Source organism: Nocardioides sp. CPCC 205120 (assembly GCF_048654585.1).
GTDB lineage: Bacteria > Actinomycetota > Actinomycetes > Propionibacteriales > Nocardioidaceae > Nocardioides.
Window position 1 is genome coordinate 397,225 of sequence record NZ_JBMCYY010000001.1, and the last position, 20,692, is coordinate 417,916.

21 protein-coding genes are annotated in these 20,692 nt (G+C 75.8%); 5 read left to right on the forward strand and 16 right to left on the reverse strand.

From position 1 onward, the window contains the following. Positions 1-184 precede the first annotated feature (184 nt). Genes ACOACO_RS01915 through pdhA form a run of 3 tightly spaced genes read right to left on the reverse strand, consistent with a single transcriptional unit; the run spans position 185 to position 3,713 of the window. A complete protein-coding gene (locus ACOACO_RS01915; RefSeq protein WP_420294568.1) occupies positions 185-1,567 on the reverse strand; it encodes a dihydrolipoamide acetyltransferase family protein in 1,383 nt (460 codons plus the stop codon). Between the two features lie 11 nt (positions 1,568-1,578). Further along, complete coding sequence (locus ACOACO_RS01920; RefSeq protein WP_420294569.1) at positions 1,579-2,556, reverse strand: alpha-ketoacid dehydrogenase subunit beta; 978 nt, start codon at positions 2,554-2,556, stop codon at positions 1,579-1,581. Beyond that, a complete protein-coding gene (gene pdhA, locus ACOACO_RS01925) occupies positions 2,553-3,713 on the reverse strand; it encodes a pyruvate dehydrogenase (acetyl-transferring) E1 component subunit alpha (protein WP_420294570.1) in 1,161 nt (386 codons plus the stop codon). The genes ACOACO_RS01920 and pdhA overlap by 4 nt, the downstream gene beginning before the upstream one ends. A 220-nt stretch (positions 3,714-3,933) precedes the next feature. On the opposite strand from pdhA, the gene ACOACO_RS01930 reads away from it, so the two are divergent. Then, a complete protein-coding gene (locus ACOACO_RS01930; RefSeq protein WP_420294571.1) occupies positions 3,934-4,146 on the forward strand; it encodes a DUF2945 domain-containing protein in 213 nt (70 codons plus the stop codon). A gap of 52 nt (positions 4,147-4,198) precedes the next feature. After that, complete coding sequence (locus ACOACO_RS01935) at positions 4,199-4,417, forward strand: hypothetical protein (RefSeq protein ID WP_420294572.1); 219 nt, start codon at positions 4,199-4,201, stop codon at positions 4,415-4,417. A 26-nt stretch (positions 4,418-4,443) separates the two neighbouring features. Here the strand turns inward: ACOACO_RS01935 and ACOACO_RS01940 are convergent, their stop codons facing one another. The 8 genes from ACOACO_RS01940 to ACOACO_RS01975 form a co-directional block, all read right to left on the reverse strand. Continuing rightward, positions 4,444-5,376, reverse strand: a complete 933-nt coding sequence (locus ACOACO_RS01940) for a cation diffusion facilitator family transporter (protein ID WP_420294573.1) — start codon at positions 5,374-5,376, stop codon at positions 4,444-4,446. 91 nt (positions 5,377-5,467) lie between these two features. Then, positions 5,468-6,478: a glutathione S-transferase family protein gene (locus ACOACO_RS01945; RefSeq protein ID WP_420294574.1), complete on the reverse strand. Its 1,011-nt coding sequence runs from the start codon at positions 6,476-6,478 to the stop codon at positions 5,468-5,470. 91 nt (positions 6,479-6,569) lie between these two features. Beyond that, complete coding sequence (locus tag ACOACO_RS01950; protein WP_277498095.1) at positions 6,570-6,896, reverse strand: hypothetical protein; 327 nt, start codon at positions 6,894-6,896, stop codon at positions 6,570-6,572. Positions 6,897-6,942: 46 nt separating this feature from the next. After that, positions 6,943-7,824, reverse strand: coding sequence for a hypothetical protein (locus ACOACO_RS01955; protein WP_420294575.1), 882 nt, complete (start codon positions 7,822-7,824; stop codon positions 6,943-6,945). Between the two features lie 10 nt (positions 7,825-7,834). Further along, positions 7,835-8,842, reverse strand: a complete 1,008-nt coding sequence (locus ACOACO_RS01960) for a zinc-binding metallopeptidase family protein (protein WP_420294576.1) — start codon at positions 8,840-8,842, stop codon at positions 7,835-7,837. An 88-nt stretch (positions 8,843-8,930) separates the two neighbouring features. After that, entirely contained in the window at positions 8,931-9,965 is a 1,035-nt protein-coding gene (locus ACOACO_RS01965) for a DUF2510 domain-containing protein (RefSeq protein WP_420294577.1), read from the reverse strand. A gap of 64 nt (positions 9,966-10,029) precedes the next feature. After that, entirely contained in the window at positions 10,030-10,947 is a 918-nt protein-coding gene (locus tag ACOACO_RS01970) for a transglutaminase family protein (RefSeq protein ID WP_420294578.1), read from the reverse strand. Then, positions 10,944-13,481 carry a circularly permuted type 2 ATP-grasp protein gene (locus ACOACO_RS01975; protein ID WP_420294579.1) on the reverse strand — a complete coding sequence of 846 codons (2,538 nt, stop codon included), beginning with the start codon at positions 13,479-13,481 and terminating at the stop codon, positions 10,944-10,946. The genes ACOACO_RS01970 and ACOACO_RS01975 overlap by 4 nt, the downstream gene beginning before the upstream one ends. A 186-nt stretch (positions 13,482-13,667) precedes the next feature. Between ACOACO_RS01975 and ACOACO_RS01980 the strand changes: the two genes are divergently transcribed. After that, positions 13,668-14,384 carry a GAF and ANTAR domain-containing protein gene (locus ACOACO_RS01980; protein WP_420294580.1) on the forward strand — a complete coding sequence of 239 codons (717 nt, stop codon included), beginning with the start codon at positions 13,668-13,670 and terminating at the stop codon, positions 14,382-14,384. A 33-nt stretch (positions 14,385-14,417) separates the two neighbouring features. Here the strand turns inward: ACOACO_RS01980 and ACOACO_RS01985 are convergent, their stop codons facing one another. The 4 genes from ACOACO_RS01985 to ACOACO_RS02000 form a co-directional block, all read right to left on the reverse strand. Further along, a complete protein-coding gene (locus ACOACO_RS01985; protein WP_420294581.1) occupies positions 14,418-15,215 on the reverse strand; it encodes a GAF domain-containing protein in 798 nt (265 codons plus the stop codon). Positions 15,216-15,312: 97 nt separating this feature from the next. Next, on the reverse strand, positions 15,313-15,972 hold the full coding sequence (locus ACOACO_RS01990) for a hypothetical protein (RefSeq protein WP_420294582.1): 660 nt from the start codon (positions 15,970-15,972) through the stop codon (positions 15,313-15,315). 76 nt (positions 15,973-16,048) lie between these two features. Continuing rightward, entirely contained in the window at positions 16,049-17,161 is a 1,113-nt protein-coding gene (locus tag ACOACO_RS01995; RefSeq protein WP_420294583.1) for a histidinol-phosphate transaminase, read from the reverse strand. A 48-nt stretch (positions 17,162-17,209) separates the two neighbouring features. Continuing rightward, positions 17,210-17,779 (reverse strand): VanZ family protein, encoded by a 570-nt coding sequence (locus ACOACO_RS02000; RefSeq protein ID WP_420294584.1) that lies wholly within the window; start codon positions 17,777-17,779, stop codon positions 17,210-17,212. A gap of 200 nt (positions 17,780-17,979) precedes the next feature. Between ACOACO_RS02000 and ACOACO_RS02005 the strand changes: the two genes are divergently transcribed. Further along, positions 17,980-18,867 (forward strand): PfkB family carbohydrate kinase, encoded by an 888-nt coding sequence (locus tag ACOACO_RS02005; protein ID WP_420294585.1) that lies wholly within the window; start codon positions 17,980-17,982, stop codon positions 18,865-18,867. A 73-nt stretch (positions 18,868-18,940) separates the two neighbouring features. Here ACOACO_RS02005 and ACOACO_RS02010 read toward each other — a convergent pair whose 3' ends face one another. Beyond that, positions 18,941-19,882: a dimethylarginine dimethylaminohydrolase family protein gene (locus ACOACO_RS02010; protein ID WP_420294586.1), complete on the reverse strand. Its 942-nt coding sequence runs from the start codon at positions 19,880-19,882 to the stop codon at positions 18,941-18,943. Between the two features lie 123 nt (positions 19,883-20,005). Between ACOACO_RS02010 and ACOACO_RS02015 the strand changes: the two genes are divergently transcribed. After that, on the forward strand, positions 20,006-20,677 hold the full coding sequence (locus ACOACO_RS02015; RefSeq protein ID WP_420294587.1) for a GntR family transcriptional regulator: 672 nt from the start codon (positions 20,006-20,008) through the stop codon (positions 20,675-20,677). Positions 20,678-20,692 lie beyond the last annotated feature (15 nt).

A 20,692-nucleotide genomic window follows, 5' to 3' on the forward strand; every position in this document is an offset into this window, starting at 1 on the left:
GACGGGTGCCGGAGGCACGCCCCGGGGGGAGGGTCGTGCCGGCGCTCGGACGCTACGGAGGGCCTGTTTCTAAATCGTTTCAATCGTGGGGCGGGCGGGCACCCGCATGCGCGACCCGGGCGCCCGGTGTGTCGGGGAGGTGTCGCGCCCGGGCCGACGAGCGGTGTCCGGCCCGGGCGCGGGGTCAGAGCAGCAGCGCGTTCGCCGGGTCCTCCAGCACGCTCGCGACGTCGGTGAGGAACGCCGCCCCCGTCGCGCCGTCGACGTGGCGGTGGTCGAAGCTCAGCGTCAGCGTCACCACGTCGCGTGGCGCCAACGTCTCGACGCCGGCCGCGTCGGTCACGACCCACGGGCGTCGCTGGACGGCGCCGACGCAGAGGATCCCCGACTCCCCCGGGTTGATGATCGGCGTCCCGCCCTCGATGCCGAGCACCCCGACGTTGGTGATCGTGAAGGTGCCCCCGGCCTGGTCGGCCGGCGCCGTGCGCCCCTCGCGCGCCGTCGCCACGAGGTCGCCGATGGCGCGGGCCAGCGCGGGCAGGGACAGGGCGTCGGCGGCCTTCACGTTCGGCACGACGAGCCCGCGCGGCGTCGCGGCGGCGATGCCGAGGTTGACCCGCTCGCGCAGCACCACCTCGCCCGCCCCGCCCGCCGCGTCGGCGTCGAACCACGAGTTGAGCAGCGGGGTGCGGCGCACCGCCAGCGTCACGGCCCGCGCCACCAGCAGCAGCGGGGAGAGCGGCAGGTCGGCGAGGTCGCGCCGCGAGCGCAGCCGCTCGAGGTACGCCGTCGACGCGCTCACGTCCACCGTCGTCCAGATCGTCACGTGCGGCGCCGAGAACGCCGACGCCACCATCGCCTCGGCCATCGCCTTCCGCACGCCCTTGACCGGCTCCCGCGTCTCCCCCGCCGCGTCCGGTACGGCGGACCGCACCGCCGCGGGCGCCTGCTGCGCAGCGGGGGTCGGGGCGGGGGCGGGCTCGGCAGCCCGTTGCACGTCCTCCCGGGTGACGTCGCCCTTCGGCCCCGTCGGCGCCAGCGTCGCGAGGTCGACGCCGAGGTCGGTGGCCAGCCGCCGCACCGGCGGCTTGGCCAGCACCCCGACCGCACCGGCTCCCGTCGCGCTCGCCGCGGCGGGCGCGCGGCGGGGGCGACGCGCCGTACCGGTCTCGCGGGGGCCGTAGCCGACCAGGGTCGCGTTGCCCGCGGGCGGCACGTTGGTGTCGATCGGCTCGCAAGGCTCCTCACCCGCCGGGGGTGCGGGAACGGGCTCGGAGACGGGCTCGGGCGCCGGTGCGGGCGGGGGCGCCGGCGCGGTCGCCGGGGCGGCGGCGGGCTCGCCGACGGCGATGATCGGCGTGCCGACCGCGACGGTCTCGCCGACCTCGACGAGCAGGGCGGTGACCTCCCCGGCGTACGGGGACGGCAGCTCGACGACGGACTTGGCCGTCTCGATGTCGACGATCGGGTCGTTGACCTCGACGACGTCGCCGACCTTCACGTGCCAGGCGACGATCTCGGCCTCGGTGAGGCCCTCGCCGACGTCGGGCAGCTTGAACTCGGGCACGGGGGCGCTCCTCAGAAGGCCAGGGACCGGTCGACGGCGTCGAGCACGCGGTCGAGGTCGGGCAGGAAGTGGTGCTCGTTGCGGGCGGCGGGGTAGGGCACGTCGAAGCCGCCGACGCGCAGCACCGGCGCCTCGAGGGAGTAGAAGCACTGCTCGGTGACGCGCGCGGCCACCTCGGCGCCCATGCCGAGGTTGGTGTGCGCCTCGTGGGCGACGACGACGTGGCCGGTGCGCCGGGCGGACTCCACGACGGGGCCGAGGTCGAGCGGGGAGAGCGTGCGCAGGTCGATGACCTCGAGCGAGCGGCCCTCCGGGACGGCGGCCTCGGCCGCGGCGAGGCAGGTGCGCACCATCGGGCCGTAGGTGACGAGCGTGGCGTCGGTGCCGGGGCGCACGACGCGCGAGGCGAGGAACGGCGGCGGCTCCGCGGAGGTGTCGAGCTCGGCCTTGTCGCCGTGGTACTGCCGCTTCGGCTCCAGGAAGATGACCGGGTCGTCGCAGGCGATCGCCTGCTGGATCATCCAGTAGGCGTCGACCGGGTTCGAGCAGGCGACCACCTTGAGGCCCGGCGTGTGCGCGAACTGCGCCTCCGGGCTCTCGCTGTGGTGCTCGACCGCGCCGATGCCGCCGCCGAACGGGATGCGGATGACGACGGGCAGCCGCACCCGCCCCTGGGAGCGGTAGGACATCTTCGCGAGCTGGCAGACGATCTGGTCGTAGGCCGGGTAGACGAACCCGTCGAACTGGATCTCGACGACGGGCCGGTAGCCGCGCATCGCCATGCCGATCGCCGTGCCGACGATGCCCGACTCCGCGAGCGGCGAGTCGTGCACGCGCCGCTCCCCGAAGTCCTTCTGCAGGCCGTCGGTCACGCGGAAGACGCCGCCGAGCCGGCCGACGTCCTCGCCCATGAGCACGACCTTGTCGTCGGCCTCCATCGCCGTCCGCAGCCCGGCGTTGAGCGCCTTGGCCAGCGTCACGCGGCTCATCGGGCCACCTCCGCCGTGGCCGGGGCGGCCGGCTCGAACTGCTCGAGGTACGCCGCGTAGGCGTCGCGCTGCTCCAGCAGCTCGGGGGGCGTGTCGGCGTACACGTGGTCGAAGAGCGCGAGCGGGGCCGGGTCGGGCAGCTCGCGGCAGCGCCGGCGCAGGTCGGCGCCGAGGTCGGCCGCCTCCTGCTCGAGCGCGGCGAGGTAGGCGTCGTCGATCGCGTCGGCGCGGCGGAGGTAGGCCTCCACGCGGGAGATCGGGTCCTTGCGGCGCCAGGCGTCGACGTCGGCGCCCGAGCGGTAGCGGGTCGGGTCGTCCGTCGTGGTGTGGGCGCCCATCCGGTAGGTGTAGGCCTCGACGAGCATCGGCCCCTCGCCGGAGCGGGCCCGGTCGGTCGCGGAGCGCATGACGGCGTACGTCGCGAGCACGTCGTTGCCGTCGACCCGGACCCCGGGGAAGCCGAAGGCCGGCGCCCGCCAGTGCAGCGGCGTGCGCGACTGGCGCTCGATGGGGGCCGAGATGGCCCACTGGTTGTTCTGGCAGAAGAAGACGACGGGGGCGTCGTAGGTCGCCGCGAAGACGAACGACTCGAGCACGTCGCCCTGGCTGGAGGCGCCGTCGCCGAAGTGGGCGACGGTGCACGCGTCGCGGGTCGGGTCGCCGGTGCCGACGCAGCCGTCGGCGCTCAGACCCATGGCGTAGCCGACCGCGTGGAGGGTCTGCGCGCCGATGACGATCGTGTAGAGCCCGAAGTTGTGCTCCGCCGGGTCCCACCCGCCGTGGTCGACGCCGCGGAACAGGCCGAGCAGGTGGGCGGGGTCGACGCCCCGCACCCACGCGACGCCGTGCTCGCGGTAGGTGGGGAAGAAGAAGTCCTGCGGACGGGTGGCGTGGGCGGCGCCGACCTGGGCCGCCTCCTGGCCGAGCAGCTGGGCCCAGATGCCCAGCTCGCCGTGGCGCTGCAGCGCCGTCGCCTCCGTGTCGACGCGGCGGACGAGCACCATGTCGCGGTGCATCGTGCGGACGAGGTCGTCGTCGCCGTCGAAGTCGTGGTCCGGGTGCTCGCGCCGCTCGCCCTCGGGCGTCAGCAGCTGCACGTAGTCCGGTTCGCAGTCGGCCGACTCGTGTGCGGTCGGCGCGCCGGTCAGGATCGTCATGGCCCGCTCCTCGCTCGACCGCGGGGTCACCGCCGTCGGGCTCGTCGTGACGTCCCGGTACGGCGCGGGGTGGGCGCCGAGCGGGTCGCCGGTGTGGTGTTGTGACCCAGGTCACTGGGTGCGACCACGGTAGCGGACCGTCCGCCGGCGGGCGAGCCCTCCGGGCGCGCGCGTCCCGCGGGTCCCCGGCGGGCCTGGCGCGCCGACGTACCGTGACGGGATGGCGATCCGCGAGGGAACGACGGTCACGTGGAAGTGGGGCGGCTCCGAGGCGAGCGGCACGGTCACCGAGGTGCACCACGACAAGGTCACGCGGACGACGAAGGGCTCCGAGGTCACGCGCAACGGCAGCGACGACGACCCGGCCTACGTCATCGAGCAGGAGGACGGGACCGTCGTGCTCAAGCTGCGCAGCGAGGTCGAGCGGGACTGACCCGACGGGCGGGGACCTTGGGAGCGCGCCGCGGCGTGGCTACGTTCGAGGCATGAGCGCACACGACGACCGCACCGACATCGACCTCTCCGACGTCGCCGCGCAGGACGGGCCGCCGGACACCGACGGCGTGCAGGAGGAGCAGGCCCCCGCCGAGCAGGACGTGGAGGCGCACCAGGCCGACGACGACCAGGGCGACGGCGCCAGCCTGGGCGGCACCATCGCCGGCCAGGAGAGCGGCTACCCGGTCGACGGCCCGCCCCTCAGCTGAGGCCCCTCACCTGAGGCCCGCGCGCCTCAGTGCGCCTCGCCGAGGTCCTCGTGGGCCCGGTGGGTCTCCGGCTCGATCTGGAACGTCGCGTGGCGCACCTCGAAGTGCTCGGCCACGCAGTGGCTGACCCGGTCGAGCATGCCGCCGACGCCGTGCTGCGCCAGCGCGGCGTCGGTCACGGTCACGTGGGCGGACAGCGACGGCAGGCCGGACGTGATCGTCCAGGCGTGCAGGTCATGCACGTCGAGCACGCCGTCCATCGACCGGATGTGCGCGGTGACCGCGGCGAGGTCGAGGTCGTCGGGCGCCACCTCGAGCAGCACCCGCAGCGCATCGCGGGCGAGGCTGACGGCGCGCGGCAGGATCATCACGGCGATGAGCAGCGACGCCACGGGGTCGGCGCGCTGCCAGCCGGTCAGCAGGATCACGAGGCCGGCCGTGATCGCGAAGACCGAGCCCAGCAGGTCGGCCACGACCTCCATCAGCGCCCCGCGCAGGTTGAGCGAGCCGGTGTCGGAGCGGCTCAGCACGGCCAGCGACACGGCGTTGGCCACGAGGCCGCTCAGCGCGAAGAGGATCATCGGCCCCGCGTCGACCTCGCCCGGGTCCACGAGCCGGCTCGCCCCGAACCACAGCAGCACGGCGCACAGGCCCAGCAGCACCACGGCGTTCGCGAGCGCCGCGACCACCTCGGCCCGGTGGTAGCCGAACGTGGAGCGCTCCCCCGCGGGCCGCGCCGCGACGTACGACGCACCCAGCGCCAGCAGCACGCCCCCGGCGTCCATCGCCATGTGCGCCGAGTCGGCGACCAGCGCGAGTGAGCCCGTGAGCAGGCCGCCCACGGCCTGCAGCACCATGATCGAGCCGGTGACGCCGAGCACGACGTGCAGCCGGCGGCGGTCCGCCGCGCGTCCGGCCCCGTGACCGCCCGCGCCGCCGTGCCCGTGCCCGTGCCCCATCGCTCCTCCTGACCCGTCCGCGGATGCCGCCGCGACCATACCCCCAGGGGGTACCGTGCGGCTGGTTCTCATTCGCCGCGGCGGGCCCGCCTCAGCGGGCGAAGGCGGGCGTGGGGCCCAGCGCCTCGCGGCCGTGGGCGCTCCTCCAGCCGGACAGGTCCGGGCCCTTCGGGACGACCTGCGTCGGGTTGATGTCGCTGTGCACCACGTAGTAGTGCGCCTTGATCTGGTCGAAGTCCGTGCTCTCGCCGAAGCCGGGCAGCTGGTAGAGGTCCCGCGCGTACGCCCAGAGGGCCGGGAGCTCGGTCAGCTTCTGCCGGTTGCACTTGAAGTGGCCGTGGTAGACGGGGTCGAAGCGCACGAGCGTGGTGAACAGCCGCACGTCGGACTCCGTCAGCCGGTCGCCCATGAGGAAGCGCCGGTCGGTCAGCCGCTCCTCGAGCCAGTCGAGCGCGGTGAAGAGCCGGTCGTACGCCGCGTCGTACGCCTCCTGCGAGCCCGCGAAGCCGCAGCGGTAGACCCCGTTGTTGACCTCGGTGAAGATCCGCCTGTCCACGACGTCCATCTCGTCGCGGAGGTCGTCGGGCCACAGGTCGGGGGCGTCCGCGCGGTGGTGCTCGCGCCACTCGTGGAAGAGGTCGTGCGTGATCCACGGGAAGTCGTTGGTGACGACCTCGCCGCTGGCGACGTCGACGATCGCCGGCACCGTGATGCCGCGGGGGTAGTCGGGGTAGCGCTTGAAGTACGACTCCTGGAGCCGCTCCACGCCGAGCACCGGGTCGCGACCGCCGGGGTCGAGGTCGAACGTCCAGGAGCGCTGGTCGTGCGTGGGGCCCGGCGTGCCCAGCGAGATGACGTCCTCCAGGCCGAGCAGGCGCCGCACGATGATGGCGCGGGTGGCCCAGGGGCAGGCCTTGGCGGCGACGAGGCGGTAGCGCCCCGGCTCGACCGGCCACAGCGGCACGTCGGCGGGTCCGTGCTGGGGGCTTCGGGGCTCGCCCGTCGCCGGGTCGACCGCCGTGATCCGGTCCGGGATGTAGTTCATGTCCCGGTCGAACCCGCCACCCTTGATCACGTACCCCGGTCCGCTGTCCTCGCTCATGTCCCCCAGCGTAGGCAGCCCGCACCCGTCGCGGCAGGCGGGAGGGACCGGGTGGGGCCGGCCGGGGTCACCCCCGACCGGCCGCGGGAGCTCAGCCCCAGACGCCCGTCGACAGGCGGCGGTGGGTGGTGGCGCGGACCTCGGCGGCGTCGCCGAGACCGCTGACGTGCTCGCTCGGCTCGCCGGTCTTCTCGTCGACCACCCAGGCCACGAGGTTGCGCGACCAGGACACGGAGCCGTACGCCGCCACGTGCTGCAGGACCGGTCCGACGCTGCGCTGCATGACCTGCGGCTCGCCCTCGCGCACGAGGGCGCGGGCCAGCTCGCCGGAGGTGACCGGCTCGGTCGTCTCGCGGGCACGGGACACCAGGTAGGACTCCGCGCGCTCGGCGAGCACGGGCACGGTTCTCTTCGTCATCTTTGCAACTTAGCCGCTCACGGGCCCGTGACGGCCATCGGCGGCCTCAGTACGCCGCGCGCGGGGGCGCCGCGGGACGCCGCCGGCGGACCACGGCGAGGACGACGACGAGGAGCACGGCCACGACGACCGCGGCGACCAGCGCGACCAGTGCGCGGGTGCGCAGGCCCGCCAGCAGCACCTCCAGCACCGCCCCGGCGAGGTCGCGGTCGGCGGGGTCGGCCTGCAGCTCCGCCACGTCGGCGCCCACGCCCACCACCGCCAGCAGGGCCCCCGAGGTGACGGCGGCGCCGATCGCGGCCACGAGCCCCACACCCAGGCGCGCCCGCCCGGCGGGCAGGGCGAGCGCGACGACGAGCAGCACCACGGTGAGGACCGGCAGGAGCGTGCCCGCGCCGACGACGCTGTTGTAGCCGTCGCGCACGTCGGACAGCCGGTCCGCCGACGCCACCCGGAACGTCATGGCCCCCTCGGGCACGGCGCCGGTCGGCACGCCCCTCGCCCCCAGCTCCTCGAGCGCCGCGTCGAGCAGCGGCCTGAGCGAGACCTCGAAGCTCGAGCCGTCGCCGCGGTCGGCCATGATCGCCAGGAACTGCTCGTGCGCCGAGCGGTTCGCGTCCTCCCACGCCGCCACCAGCTCCTCGCTGTCGAGCACGTCCTCGACCGTGGCGTCCACGACCTCCTGGACCGCGGCGGGCAGCTCGAGGCCGCCCAGGCGGTCCTCGACGGCGGCCGTGACCGCCGTGCCCAGCCGGTCGACGAGCTGGGCGCGCACGACCTCGTCGCGCGCCGCCTCGCTCACGTTGTCGACGTAGGCGTCGGTGTCGTCCACCTCGGTGTCCGCCCACGACGCCACGAGGGCGAGGGGCAGCACCAGGGCGAACACCAGGGCCACCAGGGTGCCGAGCGTCGTCCGCAGTCCGCGCACGTGTTCCTCCTCAGACGTCGGCGTCGCTGCCGGCGCCGGCCTCGGCGAGGGCGGCGACGAAGTCGAGCTTGTCGAGCACGGGGTCGGGGATGACGAACGGGTAGAGGTCGTCCTTCCCCATGGACTTGTTGATCTCGTTCAGCGCGACGCTCAGCGGCACCCAGACCCCGACCACGAGGTCGCGGAAGGAGCCGAACACCGACGGGTTCACCGTCAGCAGGCCCTGCTCCACGGCCGTGTCGACCGTGTCGGAGATGTGCAGGTAGTGGGCGAACGTCTCCGCGAAGTCCTCGAACGGGTGCATGGTCGCGTACGTCGAGATGTAGCACCGCTGCCAGTCGTCCGGCGGTCCCTCGGAGTAGTGCCGGTCGATCTCCGCCTGGTAGTCGCGGGTGTCGTCCCCGAACAGCTCCCGGCAGCGGGTGAGCAGCGCGTCGCCGGTGACCAGCCGGAACTCCACGTAGTGGCCCACCTCGTGGCGCAGGTGGCCCAGCATCGTGCGGTAGGGCTCGCCCAGCTCGACCCGCACCCGCTCGCGGCGCGCGTCGTCGGTCTCGGCCAGGTCGATGGTGATGACGCCGCTGGCGTGGCCGATGACCACGTTCTCCTCGACGCTGCTCAGCATGTCGAAGCACAGGCCGGCGTCGGGGTCCTCGTCGCGCCCCACGACGGGGAAGCCCAGCACGTCGAGCTCGTGCACGAGGCGCCGCTTGGCGGCCTCCGCGGTCGGCAGCTGGGCGAGGCCCTCGGCGTCGTCGTCGGCCGGGCGGGTGCGCGTCAGCGCGCAGGCCCCGCAGGGCGCGCCCTCCTCCGCGCTCAGCCAGTTGCAGCCGACCGTGCGGCGCAGCGCGCAGGTGTGCCACGCGGTGCCGCCGGCGTCGACGTAGCGCCCGTCGCCGTCGACCGGCACCATCGCCCGCTCGGCGCGCGAGAAGGCCAGCGCCGTGCCGCAGGAGACGCACCGGGAGTTCTCGAAGTAGAGCGCGTTGTCGCACACGCGGCAGCGGAAGGCCTTCACGAGCGGCAATGGTGGCACGCCGGGGAAGCAGCCGGGGCCCCGCCGACGGATCGGCGGGGCCCCGGTGCGTGAGCGGGTGTCGGGGGGCTCAGAGCCCGTCGACGACCTTCCACTCGCCGTCCTCGCGGACCATCTCGAGCTCGTCGGAGCCCTCCTCGGCCTCGTCGCCGAAGGCGTCGCGGATGTCCTCGTCGTCGCCCGTGTACTCGGTCGTGTAGTCGAACTCCACCGTCGCGGTGTCGCCGTCCTCGGTGACCTCGGTGATCTCCGTCTCGATGTTGAAGTCCTCGGTGGAGAAGCCGCCCTCCTCACCGGACGCCGACTCGAGCTCGTCGGCGAGCCCGGCGCAGTCGTCGACGCCGTCGAACGTCTCGAACTGGTCCTGCTGCGACTCCTCGCTGGAGAGCTCGCAGGCCTTCTCGAAGTCGTTGTCGGCCACCGCGTCGAAGTACTCCTCGGCGGCGTCCTCGGCGCTGCCGCCGCCGCTGAACACCGTCAGGAACAGCACGAGCGCGAGCACGAGGACGAGGACCACCGCGGCGATGATGCCGATCAGCTTGCCCTTGCCCTTCAGCCCGCCGCCGCCACCGCGACCGCTCGCCGGGCTCGCGCCGCCGGGGCCTCCGGGGCCTCCGGGGCCCCAGCCCTGCTGCCCGTACGCCGGAGCACCGCCCTGGCCGTGCTGTCCGTGCTGGCCGTACGCCGGCGCGCCCTGCTGGGCGTGGCCGGGCTGCTGGCCGTACCCGGGCTGCTGCCCGAAGGACTCCTGCTGGCCGAACCCGCCCTGCGGCCCGAACCCGGGCTGCTGGCCGAAGCCCTGCTCGCCCTGGCCGGGTGCGCCGTACTGGCCCGACGGGCTCTGCTGGCCCGGCTGGGCGCCCTGGCCCGAGGCGGCCGCGGCCTGCTCGAGGCGGCGGGGGTCGTGCGCCACCTGGGTGCGGTCGGCGCCCGCGGCGCCGCCGTTGGCACCAGCGGGGGCGGCGCCGGTCGCGCCGCTCCCGGCGTCGCCGAGGTCGCCGGGGCCGGGCTGGGTGTGCTGGGTCCAGGCGTGCCCGTCCCACCAGCGCTGGGTGCCGGATCCGTCGTCGTACCAGCCGGCGGGAGTCGTGCGGTCGTCCGTCATGGTCGCCATCATGTCCCCCGAGTGGTCCCCGTGTCTCCCGACCCGCCCGACGGGTCGTCGGGCGTCAGACCTCGAGCACCGGCGCGACGTCGACCGCGACCGCCAGCGAGGAGCTCGTCGCCTCGGTGTAGATCACGCCCTTGAGCGGCGGCACGTCGCCGTAGTCACGCCCCCAGGCGACGCTCACGTAGCGCTCGTCGACCCACGTGTCGTTCGTCGGGTCGACCATCAGCCACTCCCCCTCGCCCCGTGCGCCGCCGGGCTCCGCGGGCGCCGGCCCGGGGGCCCACACCGCGATCCACGCGTGGGTGGCGTCCGCGCCGACGAGGCGCTCGCGGCCCGGCGGCGGGGTGGTCGCCAGGTAGCCCGAGACGTAGCGCGCGGCCAGGCCGTGCGCCCGCAGGCCGGCGAGCAGGAGGTGCGCGAAGTCCTGGCAGACCCCGGCGCGCGCGGCCATCACCTCGGCGACGGAGGTGGTCACGGTCGTCGCGCCGGGCCGGTAGGCGAAGTCGGCGTGCACGCGGCGCACCAGGTCGGTGAGCACGTCGCCGAGCGGGCGGCCCGGGGTCAGCGACTCCCCGACGTACTCCCGCACCTCGGGTCCGGGCGCGGCCAGCGCCGTGGGCAGCGCGCCGTCCCAGGCCTCCCAGGCGTCCGGGCTGTCGGGGCGGGCGGCCGGTCGGGCCTCCTCCCAGGGGGTGGCGAGGAGCTCCGCGTCGTACACCGGCGCGGTCACCTCGACGACGCTCTCGGCGCGCACCACGAGCTCGCGGTGGGGGCGGACGACCTGGAAGAAGGTCGCCACGTTGCCGTGGACGTCGACGTCGTCGCGGACCTCGTCGGTCGCCGGGGACACCGTCAGCTCGCGGCTCAGCACCCGCTGGAGCGCGCCCGTGCGGGGCGTCAGGTAGGCGATGCCGAGGCTGTCGGTGACGTCGGCGTCGTAGGTGTAGGTGGTGCGGTGCCACACGCGGTACCTCACGCGCCGCTCCCCTCCTCGGTGCCGGACCCGGCGAGCCGGGCGGGCAGCAGCTGGGTGAACGAGCGCGGGCCGGGGCCGCTGGGGAAGTGCAGCAGCGCGATCGCGTCCGAGAGCCGCGCGACGTCGTCGACGACCTCGTCCAGGAACCGCGCCAGGTGGGGGCGGCGCTCGCCCCCGAGCGCGCCGAGCGCGCGCGGGTCGACGGTGGCGACCCGCTCCGCCAGCTCGTCGAGGAGGCGCTCGGGGCGGGTCGAGCCCGTGGAGCCCGGCACGGCGGCCAGGTGGGTGCGCAGCTCGCCGAGCGCGTGCGCGACCGAGCGCGGGTTCGCGGTGTCGAGCAGCAGCAGGTCGAGGGTGCTGCCGACCTTGACGTAGCCGCGGTGGCGTCGCCGGTGCGTCACGACGGACTCGGTCGAGCCGAGCACGGCGTTGAGCACACGCCGGTCGGTGTCGAGGCCGTGGCGCTCGACGAGCGTGGCCCGCAGGAGCCGGGCGACCTGGTGGACCCGCTCGACGGCCCGGCCGGCGCCGATCATGTGCCAGCCCGGGTCGCGCACCATGTTGGCCGTCACGCCCGTCAGGGCGAGGACGCCGTCGAGCATCCGGCCGCACACCTCCTCGACCCGGTGGCTGTGGGTCGAGGCCCGCAGGTCGGCGGCCGCGCGGTCGAGGGCGGCGAACGTGCGCCAGGTGTCGGCGGACAGGTGGTCGCGCACGGCCAGCGAGCAGGCCCGCAGCGCCGCGAGGGACTGGGCGACGCTGCCCGCGCGGGCCGTGTCGAGCACCACGGCGCGGAACTCCGCGTCGTCCTCCGGCCCCGCGCCCGGCCCCGTCGCCGGCGGGCAGAGGGCGTGGACGGCGCTCCAGGTGACGGCGAGGCTCGCGCCGCCGGCGGAGAGCGGCCGGGTGCGGTAGTCGTCCGCCAGTGCGTGCGCGGTGAGCACGAGGCGCAGCAGGTCCTCGGCGCGCTCGAGGTAGCGCCCCGCCCAGAAGAGGTCGTCCAGCACGCGCGGCACCATCGCCGTGCCGGGGTCGGTGTAGGACAGCTGCAGCTGGTGGGCCAGGTGCTGGTCCGGCGCGGCCGGGTCCCGCTTCAGCACCCACACGTCCTTCGCGCTCGCCGCGACGGTACGGCGGCCCTCCCGTCGCTCGCGGACGGTGGCCAGACCGCCGACGAGGGGGCGGTAGGAGGAGCCGTACCAGAGCGTGAAGGTGCGCAGCGAGAGCGGCCCGGGCGTCACCGCGGCCCCGCCCGCGCGGCCGCCCGCGGTCGTCGGCAGCACCGTCGGGGCCTGGGAGAGCGCGATCGGCTGCTGGCCGACGTGGGTGTGCGGCGACTCCTCGATCCGGCGGCGCAGCTCGTCGCGCGTGCCGGTGACGCGGGTGCCGTCGGTGCGCCGCACCTCCAGCTCGTCGAGCCGGTCGAGCACGGTGCGGCGCGCCCGCTCGTCGCCGCACCACCAGGTGGGGACGGCGTCGAGGCGCAGCTCCTCGCCCAGCAGGCGCTCGGCCACGGCAGGCAGGTAGGGCAGCAGGCCGGGGTTCTCGACCACGCCCGCACCGAGGCCGTTGACGACGCGGACCGTGCCCCGCCGTACCGCCTCGGTCAGCCCGGCGACGCCGAGGCGGGAGCCCGCCCGCAGCTCGAGGGGATCGCTCCACGCGGCGTCGACGCGCCGCAGCACGACGTGCACCCGCTCGAGGTGCTCGAACACGCGCATCCACACGGCCCCGTCGCGCACCACGAGGTCGTCGCCCTGCACGAGCGGGAAGCCGAGCGTGCTGGCCAGGAACGCCTGGTCGTAGGCCGTCTCCGAGCGGGGGCCGGGGGACAGCACGACGACCCGCGGGTTCGGCGGGTCGCCCGGGGCCGCGTTGAGCAGCGTCGTGCGCAGCGCGTGGAAGAACGGCGCCATGCGGTGCAGGTCGGCCTGCCGGTAGAGCTCGGGCAGCACGCGGGAGACGACGCGCCGGTTCTCCATCGCGTAGCCCATGCCCGACGGCGCCTGGGCCCGGTCGGCGAGCACCCGCCACGTCCCGTCGGCCGCGCGGCCCAGGTCGCAGGCGGTCAGCAGGAGCGGCCGCGGGTCGGCCGCCGAGGGGCGGGCCAGCACCCGCTCGTAGCCGGGGTGGCCCAGCACCAACGGCGCCGGCAGCACCCCCTCGGCGAGGAGCCGCCGCGGGCCGTGCAGGTCGGCCGCCAGCGCGTTGAGCACCTCCGCCCGCTGGGTGAGGCCCACCTCCAGGGTCGACCAGTCGTCGGCGTCGAGCACGAGGGGCACCGGGTCGAGGCGCCAGGGCGCGAGGTCCTCGCCGGGCGCCGCGTAGGTGACGCCGTCGTCGGCGAGCGCCCGCCGGATGTCGCCGTGCACGCGCGCCAGGTCCTCGGAGGTGAGGCGGACGGCGACCTCCGCGAGCCCGCGCCACGCGGGCCGCAGGGAGCCGTCGGGGGCGACCAGCTCGTCGTACCGCTCGGGGCCGGCGTCGAGCCGCGGCTGCGCGAGCCACGCGGTGTAGTCGTCGAGGGCGGTCATCGGGGCCCCCCGCTCGGCATGCACGGCACGGGGACACCCTGACACGCCCCACGGGTCCCCACGGGTCCCGTCCCGCGGGGCGGGGCCGCGGTGGGGCTGCGGCGGGGCTGCGGCGGGGCTGCGGGGGGCCCCGGCGGCTTGACGAAACGGGCGCAGCGCGGGCCCGCGCGCCGGTACGGTGAGGCGATGAGCACCGATCCGTCACTGCCGCGCGCCGCGGAGGAGGCCCTCCGGCAGGTCACCGCGCCGCGGGACGTGCCGACCACCCTGCAGACCATCGTGGAGGTCGCGCAGCGCACCCTGCCGGGCATCGACCACGTCAGCGTCTCCCTGGCGCGCCGCGACGGCACGCTCGAGACGGTCGCGGGCACCGACGAGGTCGCGCGGGGGCTCGACCGGGTGCAGTACGAGCTCGGCGAGGGCCCGTGCCTGCACGCGGTGCTGGACGAGCACACCATCGTCGTCGAGCACATGCGCCACGAGCAGCGCTGGCCGGAGTACGTCGCCCGGGCCGTCCGCGAGGGCCTGCAGGCCCAGATGGGGCTGCGCCTCTTCGTGGACGACGACACGCTCGGCGGGCTGAACCTCTACTCCTCGACGCAGGAGACCCTCGACGAGGGCACGCTCGAGCTCGCGGAGCTCTTCGCGGCCGGCGCCGCCGTCGCGCTCGGCGGCGTGCGGGAGCGCACCCAGCTCGCGGAGGCGCTGGAGTCCCGGGAGCTCATCGGCGTGGCCGTCGGCGTCGTGATGCAGCGGTTCGGCCTCGACCGCACCCGGGCGTTCGAGTTCCTGGCGCGCACGTCGCAGAACAGCAACACCAAGATGCGTGACGTCGCCGCGCGGCTCATCGACCAGACCGAGCAGGAGTCGCGGATGGACGAGGACCGGACCGCCAGCCGGTAGCCGGGCAGCCGCGGGGCGGGCGGCCTCCGAGGTCTACGGGCGGCGGGAGTCCACCACGACGCGGGCGAGCGCCGCGGGCTCGACGTCGGCGAGGCGGGACGCCTCGAGCAGCTGCTCCTCGGCGCGCAGCACGCTGACGCCGTGGGCCGCGGCCAGGATCCCGGCCGCCACCGCGACGGTGGTCTGGTTGCGCAGCTCACCCGGGGTGCGGCGGGCCGCCTCCAGCGTGGAGAAGGTGAGGTCGGCGTTGAGCACGGCGCCGTGCGCCCAGGCCCCGAGCACCGTCGCCAGCTCCTCGACGTGGTCGGCGAACGAGCCGGGCCGCGAGCCGTAGAGGTTCACGCCGCCGACCACCCGCCCCTGGCGCAGCAGCGGCAGGGAGAGCGACGACAGCACACCCGACGCCGCGGAGGCGGCCGAGAAGAGGTGCCACCGGCCCTCGTCGAGCGGCGAGTCGTCGCCGGCGCCCGGCTCGACGGTCTCCGCGGTGTCCGTGGTGTCGGCCGCGTCCAGGGCCCCGGCGCCGGTCACGGCGAGCTGCCCGCCGTCCAGATCGAGCTGCAGCACCTGCCCGCTCCGCACGGCCTCCAGGCAGGGACCGTCGTCGAGGTACTGCACCGCGTCGAGCACCGCCGTCGTCGCCGAGGTCGACGCGAGCGTGAAGGTGGCGCCGTGGTCGTGCAGCGAGATGCTGAGCCCGACGCACTCGGGGGCGATCTCCTGCACCTCGCCGGCGATGCCGCGCAGCTCCTCGAGCACGTCGCGGTCCGGGGCCAGGTGGCGCAGCTCGTCCGCCGCCTCCACCGTCTCCGGCAACGGCTCCAGTCCCACGCACCCACCTCCTGCTCCCGGTGCCACCCGTCCCGTCGGGCGACTCGTGGGGTGCCGGTACCCAGCCCGCGGGCTCCGGTGCAGCCGGCGAGCCGGGTCAGCCGGTCAGCCGGTCGCGGGGCGTCACGAGGAGGCCGACCCGCGAGGGGTACGTCGCGTCCTGCGTCGCCACGTCCGTCACCGCGAACCCCACGACGACCCCGTCGGCCTCGCGGACGAAGGTGCGCAGCGGCGACAGGGTGTCGGACTCGAACGCCTCCCCCTCGGCGAAGCCGGCCGCGGTGAGGCGCTCGTCGGTCGTCACCTCGGCCAGCTCGGGCACGTCGGTGGAGCGCAGGAGGAGGAACCAGCCCGACTCGGCGCAGCCGTAGGACGCCACGTCGGCCGGGTCGACGCCGGCGGGCAGCACGTCGGCGGGCAGCTCGGCGGGCACGACCCCGACGCCCTCGGTGCTCGTGGTGCCGTCGACGGCGGGCAGGCCGTCGAGCGCCACCTGCAGGCGGTCGGCGGGCGGGGCCGACGGGTCGACGGTGCTGCCCGACCCGTCCTCGGCCCCGTCCTCGACCCCGTCCTCGACCCCGTCCTCGGTGGTGCCGGCCGCGGTGCAGGTGTCCGCCGCCTCGCCGGCCGTCGGCTCCGGCGTCGTCGCCCCCTCGTCCGACCCGCCGCCGCACGCGGTGAGCGCGGCCAGCGCGAGGGCGGCCACCGCGGCGGCCAGGGGGCGGGCGGCGCGGGCGGGGCGGGGCGTGCGCGTCATGGCGCCGATCCTGGCAGGCCAGGCTGAACGGGACCTGTGGACCCGGCGGCCCCGACGGACGGGCTGCCGCGCCGGCTCAGCGGCGGTACGCCGACGCGACCGCGAGCAGGCGCTCGCAGGCCTCCTCCTCGCCGATGGTCACGCGGACGCCGTCGCCGGCGAAGGGGCGCACGACGATGCCCGCCTCCTCCGCCGCCGCCGCGAACGTGCCCGCGTGGTCGGGGGCCCCCGGCGTCGTACCGGTCAGGGGGAGCCACACGAAGTTGCCCTGCGCGTCGGGCACGTCCCAGCCGGCGTCGCGCAGCCCGGCGAGCACGCGGGCGCGCCGCTGCACGACCGCCTCCACCCGCTCGGCCAGCGCCCCGCCCTCGGCGAGCGAGGCCACCGCGGCGGCCTGCGCCACCGCGGAGACGCCGAACGGCAGCGAGACCGCCCGGAGCGCGGCGGCGACGTCGGGGTGCGCGACGGCGTACCCGACCCGGAACCCCGCGAGCCCGTAGGCCTTGGAGAACGTGCGGGTGAGCACGACGTTGGGGTGCCGTGCGGCGGTCGCGACGCCGTCGAGGGGGTCGTCGCCGCGCACGAACTCGACGTACGCCTCGTCGAGCACCACGACGACGTGGCCGGGCACCTGCGTGAGGAAGGCGTCGACCTCGGTCTGCGTCAGCGCGGGCCCGGTCGGGTTGTTGGGCGTGCAGAGGATGACGACGCGGGTCCGGTCGGTGACCGCCGCCGCCATCGCCCCGAGGTCGTGGCGGTGGCCCGCGCCGAGCGGCACGGGCACGCCGACGGCGCCGCCCGCGGTGACCGCGATCGGGTAGGCCTCGAAGGAGCGCCAGGCGTGGACGACCTCGTCGCCGGGGTCGCAGAAGGCCGCGACGAGCTGGTAGAGCAGCGCGACGGACCCGGTCGCCACCGCGAGCCGCTCGGTCGGCACGCCGAGGTGGTCGGCGAGCGCCGCGTAGAGGGCGGCGCTGCCCATGTCGGGGTAGCGGTTCATCTGCGCCGCCGCCTCGTGCGCCGCCGCCAGCACGCCGGGCAGGGGCGGGAAGGGCAGCTCGTTGCTCGACAGCTTGTACGACGTGGTGCCCGGGCGGGTGGTGGGCGGCCGGCCCGGCACGTAGGCCGGGATCGCCAGCACGCTGCTCCGGGGCGTGGGCGCGACGGCGCCCGGGACGGGATCGGTCATGGGCGTCAGGTTAGGGCTCGCAGCCGGCGGCCGCGCCGACCGGCCGTTTCAGCGTGCGGGACCGTCGGGCCGCCGCGCCCGCCACGGGCGCAGCACCACGGCGAGCAGCACGCCGCCCGCGGCACCCAGCGCGGCGCCGGTCGCGTTGTCGATGACGTCGGTGACGTCGCAGGCGCGGTCGATGCGGGCGAGCTCGAGCTGGGTCCACTCGATGCCGACGGAGTAGAGCGCCAGGCCGGCCGCCACCAGCGGCACCAGGCCCCAGCCCGCCCGCCACCGGCACGCCGCGAGCGCCCCCAGCGCCCCGGCGGGCACGAAGAGCGCGGTGTTGAGCAGGCGCTGGCCGCCGTCGAAGATCCAGAACCCGTCGGGCGCGGGCCCGCCGACGTCGAAGGAGCAGGTGTCGGCGCGCATCCCGGCCGCGACCCACCCCGGCGACCCGTTCGCGGGCACCAGCGTGACGAGGGCGATGACGACCACCCACCAGGCGAAACCGGCGGCGGAGAACGCGAACACGGCCCCCGTGCGCCGGGCCACCAGCGCCGCCGCGCCCGCGAGCACGACGCCGGCCAGCACCGCGCCGAGCAGCATCACCGCTGGTCCGCCGAAGGTCACCACGACGCGAGAACCTACCGGGGCCGGCTGTGCGGCGGCTGTGCGGCGGCCGAGCGCGCGGGGCCGCGCGCGCCCGGGCGGGCGGGGCCGACGGGTTGCGGTGCCTGCGATAGTCCTGCACTACCGCTCCCACCGCGACCCGCGCGGCGCCTCGGCCCGGCGTGGGTCTGCGCGCCCGCCGCCACCGACCTCCGGAGGTACCCGTGAGCACCCCACCCGCCGCCGGTACGCCGGCCCGCCCCGGCCGTGTCGTCGTGGTCGGCTCGGTCAACGTGGACCGGGTGCACCGGCTGGCGGCGCTGCCCGCGCCCGGCGAGACGGTCCTGGCGCGCGGGATGACGCTCGGCCCCGGCGGCAAGGGCGCGAACCAGGCGGCGGCCGCGCGCCGGGCCGGCGCCGACGTGGCGCTCGTCGGCCGGGTCGGCGCAGACGGCGAGGGGGCGGCGTACCGCGCGCGTCTCGACGGCCTCGGCGTCGACACCGCCCATCTGGTGACCGACCCGGACGCGCCGACCGGCAGCGCCACGATCCTGGTGGACGAGGGGGGCGAGAACTCGATCGTCGTGGTCACCGGGGCGAACGGAGCGGTGGACGGCTCCGACGTGGCCGGGGCGGAGGCGGTGCTGGCCGCGGCCGACGTCGTGCTCACCCAGCTCGAGGTGCCGCTCGACGCGGTCGCGGCGCTCCTCGACGCCGTCGCGCCGACGCGCGCCCGGCTCGTCGTCAACGCCTCCCCGGTGCCCGACGACGCCTTGGGGCGGGAGCGGCTCGCCGAGCTCCTGGGCCGGCTCGGCCCGGACGACGTCGTGGTCGTCAACGAGGTCGAGGCCGCGCAGCTCGGGCTCGCCGCCGACGACCCGCGCACCTGCACCACGCTGGGCGCGGCGGGCGCGCGGTGGGCGGGTGCCGTCGTACCCAGCCCGCGGGTCGAGCCCGTCGACACCACCGGGGCAGGCGACACCTTCGCCGGCACCCTGGCCGCGGCCCTCGCCCGGGGCGCCGACCGCGCCGCCGCCCTCACCACGGCCGTCGACGCCGCCGCGCGCAGCACCGAGTGGGCGGGCGCGCAGCCGTGGGGATTCCCCGCTTAGGCGGGGAATCATGTGCTTTACGGCCAATGCCTGGCTCGCAAAGCACATGTTTCCCCGCTCAGGCGGGGAAACCTCAGCTCCCGACGACCTCGCCGCCGGGCACGTGCAGGAGGTCGCGCCCGACGACGACGTCGAGCGGGTTGGTGAGGCAGCGGATCGAGCCGCCGCCCTTGTGCAGCTCGGAGACGTCGACGAGCACGACGTCGAACCCCCACGCCTCCAGCTGCTCGCGCACGCGCGGCGGGCAGGCCGGCATGAGGACGGTGCGGCCGACGACCACCGAGTTCGCGCAGAACGTCAGGGCCTCGACCTCGTCGAGCACCAGCGGCTCCGGTACGGCGGCCAGCAGCGCCGCCGCGGACTCGTCGTCGAACGCCGCCGGGCAGACCATCGCGCGGCGCTCGTCGAGGGGGCAGAAGGCGAGGTCGAGGTGGTACATCCCGGGGTGGGTGATCCGCAGCCCCCGCACGCGCACCTCGAGCGCGGCGGCGACGCCGGCCAGCGCCGCCTCCTCGGTGCGCGGGCCGAAACCGGCGAGCAGCTCCCCGCCGAAGGGGAAGAGGTCGCCGGCCTCGACGTGCGCGCCGACGCCGTCGCGTCCGACGTACGCGACCTCGCGGCCGCGGGCCTCGGCCCAGGCAGTGGCGCTGCCGGTCTCGGCGCGGCGCTGGGGGTAGCGCATGTGGGAGGCGAGGAACGCGGGCGTGCCGTCGGCCCGCGTGAACGGCAGGCCGAGGTTCATCGCGTAGACCATGTCGGGGCTGTCGCCGCGCTGGCGCAGCACGTCGACGCGGGCGCCGGCGTCGCGGAGCGCGGCGAGCATGCCGTGCCACTGCTCGCGGGTGCGCTCGGGCTCGGGCTGCTCGGAGGGGTCCATGTAGGGGTTGATGACGTAGTCGACCCGGAAGTGGTCGGGGCTCACCGTCAGGTAGGAGCGGCCCCACGGCAGGTCCGCGACGCGCTCCGCACTCCGCTCCACCACCGTGCTCGGCTGGTCCACCAGTTCGATGCGCATCCGTCCACCTCCGTTGATTGTCAGACAATCCGACCGGCGGCGAGTGTGGCACGACGGGACCCCGCCCGCCAAGACCACGGGCCCCGGTGTCGCCGGGGTCACGGACGCGGGATGATGCGGACCGTGTCCGATCCCTACGCCGGCCTCCGCGTCGAGGTGACCTCGACGGTCGCGCGCGTGGCCGACGAGCTGCGCCGCGCCGTCTTCGACGGCGAGCTGGAGTCGGGTACTCCGCTGCGCGAGGTCGCGCTCGCCGCCTCCCTCGGCGTCGCGCGGTCCACCGTGCGCGAGGCGCTGACCGTGCTGGTCGCCGAGTCGATCGCGACCCGCGAGCCCAACCGCGGCGTGACGGTGGCGGTGCCGGACGTCGAGTCCGTGCGCGACGTGTGCCGCGCGCGGGCCGTGCTCGAGGTGGCCGGCGTGCGCCACTGGGCGGAGGCCGACGAGTCGGCCCGCACCGCGGTGCGCGAGGCCGTCGCGGCCTACACGGACGCGGTGGCGCGGGGCGCGTCGTACGCGGACCTCAACGAGAAGCACCTCGCGGTGCACGTCTCGTTCGTCGGCCTCGTGGGCTCCCCCCGGCTCGTCGCGACCGCCCGGTCCCTGGTCGCGGAGCTCAAGCTGGTGCTCGCCCAGATCGACCGCGCCGAGCGCAACGCCCACGACCAGGCGCACACCCACGACGCCCTCGTGGCGATGCTCGACGGGGGCGACGTGGAGGGCGCGGCGGCCGAGGTCGAGCACCACCTGGCGCTCGCGGAGCGCGACATCCTGCGCGCGCTCGGCGTCCACTGAGCCGCGCTCGAACCG